The 9,611-nt window shown below is 70.3% G+C and carries 9 protein-coding genes and 1 tRNA gene; 7 read left to right on the top strand and 3 right to left on the bottom strand.

Going from position 1 to position 9,611, the window contains the following annotated elements; all coding sequences use genetic code 11:
* The coding region (locus HUU96_RS06270) for an acyl-CoA dehydrogenase family protein (protein WP_302480219.1) at positions 1-293 on the top strand (293 nt) is incomplete at its 5' end.
* Between the two features lie 2 nt (positions 294-295).
* Here HUU96_RS06270 and HUU96_RS06265 read toward each other — a convergent pair.
* Complete coding sequence (locus tag HUU96_RS06265) at positions 296-982, bottom strand: TetR/AcrR family transcriptional regulator (RefSeq protein WP_174291984.1); 687 nt, start codon at positions 980-982, stop codon at positions 296-298.
* Positions 983-1,078: 96 nt separating this feature from the next.
* Between HUU96_RS06265 and HUU96_RS06260 the strand changes: the two genes are divergently transcribed.
* Positions 1,079-2,293 carry an FAD-dependent oxidoreductase gene (locus tag HUU96_RS06260; RefSeq protein ID WP_174291983.1) on the top strand — a complete coding sequence of 405 codons (1,215 nt, stop codon included), beginning with the start codon at positions 1,079-1,081 and terminating at the stop codon, positions 2,291-2,293.
* Here HUU96_RS06260 and HUU96_RS06255 read toward each other — a convergent pair.
* A tRNA-Gly gene (locus tag HUU96_RS06255) sits at positions 2,285-2,355 on the bottom strand. The two genes, HUU96_RS06260 and HUU96_RS06255, sit on opposite strands and share 9 nt — an antisense overlap.
* A gap of 92 nt (positions 2,356-2,447) precedes the next feature.
* Here HUU96_RS06255 and HUU96_RS06250 point away from each other — a divergent pair.
* Positions 2,448-3,752 carry a methyltransferase family protein gene (locus tag HUU96_RS06250; protein ID WP_174291982.1) on the top strand — a complete coding sequence of 435 codons (1,305 nt, stop codon included), beginning with the start codon at positions 2,448-2,450 and terminating at the stop codon, positions 3,750-3,752.
* On the opposite strand, the gene HUU96_RS06245 is transcribed toward HUU96_RS06250, so the two are convergent.
* On the bottom strand, positions 3,749-5,134 hold the full coding sequence (locus HUU96_RS06245; protein WP_174291981.1) for a glutamate--cysteine ligase: 1,386 nt from the start codon (positions 5,132-5,134) through the stop codon (positions 3,749-3,751). The genes HUU96_RS06250 and HUU96_RS06245 overlap by 4 nt on opposite strands.
* Positions 5,135-5,278: 144 nt before the next feature.
* On the opposite strand from HUU96_RS06245, the gene HUU96_RS06240 reads away from it, so the two are divergent.
* The 4 genes from HUU96_RS06240 to HUU96_RS06225 form a co-directional block, all read left to right on the top strand.
* The gene (locus tag HUU96_RS06240) at positions 5,279-7,363 is read left to right on the top strand and encodes a phospholipase C (protein ID WP_174291980.1); all 2,085 of its coding nucleotides are present in this window, start codon (positions 5,279-5,281) and stop codon (positions 7,361-7,363) included.
* Positions 7,360-8,019 (top strand): hypothetical protein, encoded by a 660-nt coding sequence (locus HUU96_RS06235; RefSeq protein WP_174291979.1) that lies wholly within the window; start codon positions 7,360-7,362, stop codon positions 8,017-8,019. Before HUU96_RS06240 ends, HUU96_RS06235 begins: the two co-directional genes overlap by 4 nt.
* An 84-nt stretch (positions 8,020-8,103) precedes the next feature.
* Positions 8,104-8,949: a UDP-2,3-diacylglucosamine diphosphatase gene (locus tag HUU96_RS06230; RefSeq protein WP_254605052.1), complete on the top strand. Its 846-nt coding sequence runs from the start codon at positions 8,104-8,106 to the stop codon at positions 8,947-8,949.
* On the top strand, positions 8,949-9,611 hold a 663-nt coding region (locus tag HUU96_RS06225; protein WP_174291977.1), incomplete at its 3' end, for a glycosyltransferase. The genes HUU96_RS06230 and HUU96_RS06225, both read left to right, overlap by 1 nt.

The raw sequence follows: 9,611 nt of genomic DNA, 5'->3' as shown, positions 1-9,611 counted from the left end.
CCGCGCGCCTGTACATCGCGCTCGATCTGGCGCGCGGCGTCGTGCTGAAGGCGCTGCGCGCGCTCGACGCGGGCGATCCCGCCGCCAGCGCGCTCGCCAGCCTCGCCAAGGCGGTGACGACCAGAACCGCGCGCGACGTGATGAGCGAGGCGGTGCAGATGCATGGCGGCATCGGCGTCACCGACGATCTCGACATCGGCCTGTTCTTCAAGCGCGCGCGCGTTGCGGGAGAGACGCTGGGCGACGATTATTATCACAAGGAGCGGCTGGCGCGCATCGCCTGGCACCTCTGACGTCAGGCGGCGCGCATCGCGATCAGCTGGGCGGTCACCGTGTCTAGCGCGGCGGCAAAGGCGGGGCGGGGCGGTTCGGTCAGCGCGCCGAGCAGCGTCAGGCCCATGCTCAGCGACAGCTCGGCGGTCAGCCGCGGCCCCGACCAGTCGAGCGCCGCCCAGTGCAGGAACACCGCCTCCACCGCAAAGGCGAACTGCACGCCCAGCACCTCGGCCGGCAGCGCCGCGCGGATCATCCCCGCCGCCGCCATCGCCTGCGCCAGCGGCGTCAGCATGGTCTCGCCGAGCGGGACCATCAGCCCGCGCAGCTCCTCCGGCCCGAGCACCGACAGCGAGTGCGACAGGCCGCGATAGAAAGCGGGCTTGCGCGCCACCACCTGCCCGATCCGGCCTGCGACCTCCAGGGTCAGCCGCGCCGGATCGCGCGGGTCGGCCGTGCCGACGGCGCGGTACAGGCCGGCAAACTCGGCCGCGACGACCGCGTGCAGGATCGCCGCCTTTGAGCCGAACAGATTGTATGGCGTGGCAAGGCTGAGGTTCGCGCGCTGCGCGAGCGTCGCCATCGAGAAGCCGCTCGCACCGCCCTCGGCGAGCAGCGTCCGCGCGGCGGCGATCAGGCGCTGGCGGCGTTCCTCTCGCTGACGCGCCCGCGCGCCCGTTGCCGCGATGGTAGGGGGGCCGTCCGTCACCTGGCGATCCTGGCGTGGCCGGCCGGCAGAGGCAATCATCGTTCAGCGATCCGCTGCGGATTGGCGGAGCAGGCAGCCGACGCTAAATCCCAATTCATGGTGGCGCTCCATATCGCGGTGGCGGGTTGCGGACCGGGCGGTCTCGCCGCTGCGCTGCTGCTGCGGCGCGACGGCCATCGCGTGCGGCTGTTCGAGCGCTTCGCCGAACCGCAGCCGATCGGGTCGGGGCTGATGATCCAGCCGACCGGGCAGGCGGTGCTGCGCGAACTCGGGCTCAAGGAGGAGCTTGCCGGCCGCAGCGCGCGGATCGAGCGGCTGTTCGGCCAGGCCGGCGGTCGCACGGTGCTGGACGTGCGCTACGCTGCGCTGGCGGGGGAGGGTGTCGGCCTCGGTACCCACCGTGCGGCGCTGTTCGACATCCTCTACCAGGCGGTACGTGCCGCGGCCGTGCCGATCGAGACCGGCCGCACGGTGACGACCAGTGATGCAGAGGGCGCGAGCCGACGATTGCGGTTCGCGGACGGGAGCAGCGACGGGCCGTTCGACCTCGTCGTCGACGCGCTCGGCACGCGCTCGCCGCTTGCGCCGCCGACCGGCCGCCCGCTCGCCTATGGTGCGCTATGGGCCAGCCTGGACTGGCCTGCCGACGGATCGTTCAGCGGAGCCGCGCTGGAACAGCGTTACCGCCGGGCGAGCGTAATGGCAGGCGTCCTGCCGCTTGGCCGGCCGCGGCAGGACCGGCCGGCACAGGCGGCCTTCTTCTGGTCGCTGCGCGCGGATCGGCTGGAACACTGGCGGGCGGGAGGGCTGGACGCCTGGAAGGCGCAGGTTCTCGACCTGTGGCCGGCGACCCGGCCGCTGCTCGATCAGATTGGCGCGGCCGAGCAGCTGACCTTCGCCCGCTATGCCCATCGCACCCTGACTAAGCCGGTCGAGCCGGCCCTGGTCCATCTCGGCGACGCGTGGCACTCGGCCAGCCCGCAGCTTGGCCAGGGAGCCAATATGGCGCTGCTCGACGCCTATGCACTGGCGATCGCGTTGCGTCGTACGGAAGATGTGGCAGCGGCGCTGGGTCGGTTCAGCCAGCTGCGCTCCCGCCACGTCCGGCTATACCAGGCGGCGAGCGCGCTGTTCACGCCGGTCTACCAATCGGACGGCCGGCTGCTGCCGCTCGTCCGCGACCGGCTGGTCGGGCCGCTCGCCAACCGCTGGCCGGCGAAGCGCATCCTGGCGCAGATGGTGAGCGGGCTGATCGGCGATCCGCTGACGCCATTGGGCCTTGCCGCGGACCGGCCGAGCGGGAGCGGGTGAAGGGAATCGAACCCTCGTCATAAGCTTGGAAGGCTTCTGCTCTACCATTGAGCTACACCCGCGATGTGCAGCAGCGGCGTAGCGCATCGGGGCGCGGCGGCGCAAGCGGGCGTGCTTCACGCGATGCTTACCATTGTCGCGCTAACGCCCGCGCATGTTCCACGATCGCACGCTCGCGACCCGCGCCACCGCCCCGGCCCGGCCGGCTTCCGCCGTCGGAGCGGCGACCGGGTGGGTCGGGCTGGCGGGGCTGGCGGGATGGATCGCGGTCGCGTGCCGGTTGGGGCTGGACGGCCCCTATGCGGCGCTGATCGGCGTGGCGGCGTGCGCGGTGCCGATGGTGGGCTGGGCGGTGCTGGTCGACAAGGTGCACCGCCGCGCCTCGACCGGGCTCGACTGGGATGTGGCGCGGCCCTGGCGCGAGGTACTGCCGACCGCGGCGGTCAAGCTGGTCGGGCTGTGGGCGACCTGGGCGGCGATTGCGGCGGTCTATGCGACCGAGCGCTTCTATTGGGACTGGAGCGTCGGCGGCTATCCGTTCGCGATGTGGTGCCTGGGCTGGGCGCTGCCGGTGCTGGTCGTCGCCTCGGTGCCATATACCTTATGGCTCGACCGGCATCTGCTGGTGCCGCGCGACGGAGCCTATGCATTCGGCGCGTGGCTGCTGAGCCTGGGCGAGCCGATCGACCGGGCGGCGATGCACAATCACTGGCGCAGCTGGGCGGTGAAGGGCTTCTTCCTCGCCTTCATGCTGGCGGTGGTGCCGCCGGGGTTCGGCGCGACCGTGCGCGAGCATGGCCAGCTGTTGGCGGGCGATCCCGTCGCGGTGGCGCTGTGGCTGATCGGGCTGCTGTTTGCGGTCGACTGCCTGTTCGCGACCGCCGGCTATATCCTGACGCTGCGGCCGCTGGATTCGCACATCCGCTCGGCCAATCCATTCGCGGCGGCGTGGACGGCGGCGCTGATCTGCTACCCGCCGAGCGTGCTGATGGATCGCGGCGGTCCGCTCGATTATTCGATCGCCACGCGGGGCAGCGACGGCTGGACGATCTGGCTCGGCGGTCACCCGCTGGTGCTGGCGCTATGGGCGGCGATGCTGGTCGGGCTGACCGCGATCTACGCCTCGGCGACGGTGGCGTTCGGGTTCCGCTTCTCCAACCTCACGCATCGCGGCATCCTGACCCATGGGCCGTACCGGCTGTCGCGGCACCCGGCCTATCTTGCCAAGAACCTCTACTGGTGGCTGGCGACGCTGCCGATGCTGTCGGTCGGCGGCTGGGGCGATGCGGCGCGGGCGATGGTGCTGATGGCGGCGGTCAGCGGCATCTATTACTGGCGCGCGCGAACCGAGGAGCGGCATTTGGGCGAGGACCCGGCCTATCGCGCCTACAGCGAGTGGGCGAGCGCGAACGCGCCGGTGCCGCGGCTGTTCGGCTGGATGCTCGGGCGGGCGGGCTAGAAACTCTCTTCGGCGTAGACCTTCGACACGTCGCCGTTCCAAACGCCGTGATACCGCTCCAGCAGGCGTTCCGCCGGCACCTTGCCGGTGCGGACGATCTCGCGCAGCGGGTCGAGGAAGCCGGTCTCGTCATCGCCCGCGCCGCTGCCGCGAGCCCGCGCGGCGAGCCCCGCATGGGCGATGTCGAGCACCTCGCCGGCGATGTCGCGCAACCGGCCGCCATCAGCGATCGGTGCGTCGAGCGCGAGCCGGGGCACCGCGTCACGCAACGTCTGGCGCTCGTCGAGCGACCAGCCTTTCACCAGATCCCACGCCGCGTCGAGCGCGCCGCCATCATAGAGCAACCCGACCCACAGTGCCGGTAGTGCGCAGATCCGGCTCCACGGACCGCCATCGGCACCGCGCATTTCCAGGAATGTCTTGAGCCGCACCTCGGGAAAGGCGGTCGACAGGTGATCGGTCCAGTCGTCGAGCGTCGGCTTCTCGCCCGGCAGCACCGACAACTCGCCGCGCAGGAAGTCGCGGAAGCTCAGCCCGGCGGCGTCGATGTAGCGGCCGTCGCGATAGACGAAGTACATCGGCACATCGAGCGCATAGTCGGCATAGCGCTCGTAGCCGAAGCCGTCCTCGAACACGAAGGGCAGCATCCCCGTGCGGTGCGGGTCGGTGTCGGACCAGATGTGGCTGCGGAACGACAGCATCCCGTTCGGCTTGCCTTCCGTGAACGGCGAGTTGGCGAACAGCGCGGTGGCGAGCGGCTGCAGCGCCAGGCCGACGCGGAACTTCTTGGCCATGTCGGCCTCGGACGCATAGTCGAGATTGACCTGAATGGTGCAGGTGCGCAGCATCATGTCGAGGCCGAGCGACCCCACCCGCGGCATGTGACCGCGCATGATCGCGTAGCGGCCCTTGGGCATCACCGGCAGCTCGGCACGGGTCTTGTCGGGCCACATGCCGAGGCCGAGAAAGCCGATGCCCAGCTTTTCGCCCGCCGCCTTGACCTGATCAAGGTGGCGGCCGGTCTCGGCGCAGGTCTGGTGCAGGTTCTCCAGCGGCGCACCCGACAGCTCGAACTGGCCGGCGGGCTCCAGGCTGATGCTGCCGTCGGTGCCGGCCATGGCGATGACGTTAGTGCCGTCGTCGGTGGTCTCCTCGACCGGTCGCCAGCCATGCTGTTCCAGCTCGCCGAGCAGGTCGCGGATGCCGCCCGGCTCGTCATAGGACGGCGCGTGGTGGTCGCCCAGCGCGTAGACGAACTTCTCATGCTCGGTGCCGATCCGCCACGCCGCCGCCGGCTTCTCACCGCGCGCGAAGCTGGCGATCAGCTGGTCGCGCGACTCGATCGTGGGCGAGGCCTTTGGCGCATCGGTCTTGGTCGTCATCCCGCGCGCCTTACGCGGGGATGAACGGGGCCGCTAGGGCGAGAATAGACAGGGTTGCGGCGGCGGTCTCGCCCTGCCAGCGTCACCGTCAAGTAACGCAACGAGGCTAGTTGGCACCCGATGAGAACAGATCGATACCGATGGTTGCGAGGGCTGCTGGCCGGGACGGCGCTGATTGCCTGCACCGATGGCCATGCCGCCGAGCGCAACCGGCCGCTGGTGACCGCGCAGCCGCCGTCGCGCGACCGCGACGTCGCACGCTACTTCGTCGATCCCGCCAGGCATCCTGCGCCCGACCGCGCCGCGCTGATCGCAATGCTGCGCAAGCGGGTGAAGTACGTGTTCGTCATCTTCAACGAGAATGAATCGTTCGATCACGAATATGGCAGCTTCCCTGGCGCGGACGGGGTTTATGCCGACGAGCGCGGGCGGCGTGATGCCGCGCACACGCCCGGCTTCGCGCAGACCTATGTCGACGAGGCCAGCGGCGATACGGTGACGGCGCGGCCGTTCCGCCTCGGCCCGGCGCAGAACGCGACGGTGATGGACAGCGTCGACCACAGCCATACCGGCCTCGCGCGCAAGCTCCATGTCGTCGACGGCACCCCTCGCATGGACGGCTTCGCCCAAATCGAGTTCGGCGGCAAGTCCGGTCCCGCAAAGACCGCCGCGCAGATCGCGCGCGGGCGGCAGTACGCCAACCTCGTCATGTCGCACATCGATTGCGACACCATCCCGTTCTTCTGGCGCTACGCCAACCGCTTCACGCTGTTCGACAACATCTTCGCGACCGAGGACACGCCCTCGACCCCCAACGCGATCGCGATGCTGGCCGGGCAGGCGGGCGAGACGCAATGGGTCAAGCATGGCGTCGCCGGCTTCACCGGGCCGATCGGCGGAACGGTCAACGGCGACCATTATGCCGGCACCGGCACCACCACCGGCGTGCCGATGACCGGCGATCCCAACCCCTTCTGGGGCTCCGAGTTCGACCGCGGCGCGGAGCCGCGCCAGCCGACCGCGCCGAGCGAGCATTACGGCCATCGCGGCAGCGAGCCCTACAACGTCTCGACCAACCTCACCTTCGCGACGGTGCCGCTCGACGCGATGGGCCGCGACATCCGCCGCACGCTGGCCGGCGACCGTGATCCCGCCGCCAACCAGGCCGACATCCAGCAGGATATCCCGGCGATCGAGGCGAGCGGGCATGTGCCGGTCGCGTGGCGCTGGTATCAGAACGGCTATGACCATGAGCCGACCGATCCCGCCGGCGTCGCCAGCCACCGCAACTTCGTCGCGCACCATGAAGGGCCGCAATATTTCGGCTATCTGGCGGACAACGACGCCACCCGGGCGTCGCTGCGCGGGGAGGGCGACTTCTTCGCCGACATCGCCGGGCGGACGCTGCCTGCGGAGGGCGGCATCATCTATATTCGCGGCGGCCTCGGCAATCTCGCCGGGATGGAGGTGCCGATCCAGAACCGGGCCTATCCCGCCGCGCTGACCGACGCCGACGTCAAGGCGATCCGCGATGCCAAGGATGGCGACGACGACCATCCCGGCTATGCCGACCACCAGATCACCGAGGCGATGAACGCGCGCGTCATCAACGCCATCGCCGCCGACCCGGCGCTGTGGGCACAGAGCGCGATCGTCATCACCTATGATGAATCGGACGGCTTCTACGACCATGTGCCGCCGCGCATCCTGTCCTATGGTCCCGACGGCCTGCCGCTGTCGCGCGGCGTGCGGGTGCCGCTGTTGGTGATCTCGCCCTATGCGCGCGTCCATACGGTGTCGCACGCCGAGGGCGACCACAATGCGGTGATCCAGACGATCGAGGAGGTGTTCGGCCTGCAGCCGCTGGCGAGCCTGCCCGATGAGAAGGCGGCGCTGGCGGCGGGCGATGCGCCGGCGTTCAACCGGTTCGGACCGCCCGGCTTCCATCAGAAGTATCTGGGGCCGCGTGACCTCAACTCGCCCGTGACCGACAGCCTGTTGTCGGCGTTCGATCCCGCTCGGCTGGCGGGGACCGCGCCGGCGCTGCCCGGCTCCTATGCGACGATCCCGGCGGCGGTGCTGGCGGCGCTGCCGCATTATGGCGGGCAGGGGTGCCGCGCGATCGGGATGGTGCCGGAGGATGTGCGGCAGGGCGTCGTGACGGGGCCGCCGCCGGGCTTCAACCCGCTGCCATCGACCCTGCCGCAGTATAACGGTGTGGTGAAGTGATCGCGGCGGCGCTGCTGCTGGCGGCGGCGCCAGCGCCGTTCACTTGCGGGGCGGTGACGCGGCCGGGGATCGCCGAACAGGGCGAAGACGGCGTCTGGCGCGGCCGTGCGGTCGAGGTCTGCCGCGCGGTCGCCGGTCAGGTTCAGCCGGCGGCGGCGGTCGCGTTTCATGGCTACGACACGCTGGCGGACCTGCGCCGCGCGGCCGAGGATCGCATCGCCTTCCTGTCGGCAGCCGAATTGGCGACGCTGCCGGTGCGAGGCTTGCGCGCCGGCTCGGTGGTGGCGGTGGAGCGCCAGGTGCTGGTAGTCCCCGCCGCCTCTGCCGCGACGAAGGCGGCCGATCTGGCGGCGCGGATGATCTGCTTCATCGTCGGCACCCGTGCGGAGGACGCGCTCGACGCCTGGTCCGCCGGCACCGCGACGCCGGTTGAACGCCTCGCCTTCCAGGAGCCGGTCGAGATGCAGGACGCGTTCGACGTCGGCAAATGCGCCGCGCAGGCGGTCGACCTGACCGAGGTTCCGAACGGCACCCGTGTGCTCGCCGCGCCGCTGGCTGCCACGCCGATTTTGGCAGCAACCTCCACCGCGGCTGGGGAAGATTGGGCTCGCACGGTGGCGACGGCCGTCGAGCAAGCGGCCGCGCACCCGAAATAACGCTGCTTCCATCGATCTGTCACGGAACGGCCGTGACGCTGTAACACGGCACGGTCATGTCGCTCTCATCCGATGGGAGCGACGATGCCAACCAACCTGCATCGCCTTACGGGCTCCAAAGCCCCCGGTGCCGCCGCCGAGCCGTCGCGGCGGCGCTACCGCACGATCTGGATCAGCGACGTCCATCTCGGCACCCGCGGCTGCGCGGCGGCGATGCTGATCGACTTCCTCGATCACGTCGACAGCGACATGCTCTATCTGGTCGGCGACATCGTCGACGGCTGGCGGCTGAAGAAGCGCTTCTTCTGGCCGGCCGGCCATAACGACGTCGTCTGGCGCCTGCTCAAGCGGGCCAAGCGTGGCACCCGCGTGACCTATATTCCCGGCAACCATGACGAGGTCTTTCGCCAGTTCGCGGGGCTCAACTTCGGCGGCATCGCCATCCGCCGCAAGGCGATGCACGTCACCGCCGATGGCCGCCGGCTGCTGGTGCTGCACGGCGATGAGTTCGACGCGATCACGCTGGCGCACCGCTGGCTCGCCCATATCGGCGACACCGCCTATACGCTGCTGATGGTGGTCAACCGCTGGACCAACGGCGTCCGGCGGCGGCTGGGGATGCCGTACTGGTCGCTGTCGCAATTCGCCAAGGCGCGGGTCAAGAATGCGGTCGCCTTCATCTCCGGCTTCGAGGAGGTGGTGGCCCAGGCGGCGACGATGCGCGGCGTCGATGGCGTCGTATGCGGCCACATTCACACTGCCGAGATGCGCACGATCGGCAGCATTAGCTATTACAATGACGGCGACTGGGTGGAAAGCTGCACCGCGCTGGTCGAGCATCACGACGGGCGGATGGAGCTGCTGCGCTGGGGCGAGGAGATCGCCAGGCGCGGGCGAACGACCCCCGCCCCGCTCGACCTGGTCGCCTGATGCGGATCGCGATCGTCACCGACGCGTGGCTGCCGCAGGTCAACGGCGTCGTCCGCACCCTGCAGGCGACCCGCCGCGAGCTGGAGGCGATGGGCCATCAGGTGACGGTGATCGGCCCCGACGGCTTCCGCTCGCTGCCCTGCCCGAGCTATCCGGAGATCCGCCTCGCGCTCGCGACCCCGGCGGCGCTCGGCCGGCGGATCGAGCGGTTCGCGCCCGATGCCGTCCACCTCGTCACCGAAGGGCCGCTGTGCGTCGTCGCGCGGCGCTGGTGCTTGAGCCGCGGCCTGCCGTTCACCACCGCCTACCACACCCACTTTCCGGACTATATCGAGGCGCGGATCGGCGTCGATCCGGCCTGGGTGTGGCGTTATATCCGCTGGTTCCACGCGCCGGCGCAGGCGGTGCTCGCCTCAACGCCGCGATTGTGCGCGGCGCTCGCCGCCAATGGCGTGCCGCACGCGCGCCGCTGGGGGCGCGGCGTCGACCTGGCGCTGTTCTCGCCGGATGGCGCGCCCGACGCCGCCATCGCCGCGCTGCCGCGGCCGGTGCAGCTGTATGTCGGGCGGGTCGCGGTGGAGAAGAACCTCGACGCCTTCCTCGGCGCGGCGACGCCGGGCAGCAAGGTCGTGGTCGGCGACGGCCCGGCGCTTGCCGCCCTC

The sequence above is a fragment of the Sphingomonas bacterium genome (assembly GCF_903644135.1).
Classification (GTDB): Bacteria; Pseudomonadota; Alphaproteobacteria; order Sphingomonadales; family Sphingomonadaceae; genus Sphingomonas.
The sequence above is the reverse complement of the archived record's forward strand: the minus strand, read 5'-3'. Positions and strand labels throughout refer to the sequence as shown.

Coding starts and splice junctions, on each gene's coding strand:
- HUU96_RS06260 (WP_174291983.1), top strand. CDS start 1,079: ATGGTGGCGCTCCATATCGCGGTGGCGGGTTGCGGACCGGGCGGTCTC.
- HUU96_RS06250 (WP_174291982.1), top strand. CDS start 2,448: ATGTTCCACGATCGCACGCTCGCGACCCGCGCCACCGCCCCGGCCCGG.
- HUU96_RS06245 (WP_174291981.1), bottom strand. CDS start 5,134: ATGACGACCAAGACCGATGCGCCAAAGGCCTCGCCCACGATCGAGTCG.
- HUU96_RS06230 (WP_254605052.1), top strand. CDS start 8,104: ATGCCAACCAACCTGCATCGCCTTACGGGCTCCAAAGCCCCCGGTGCC.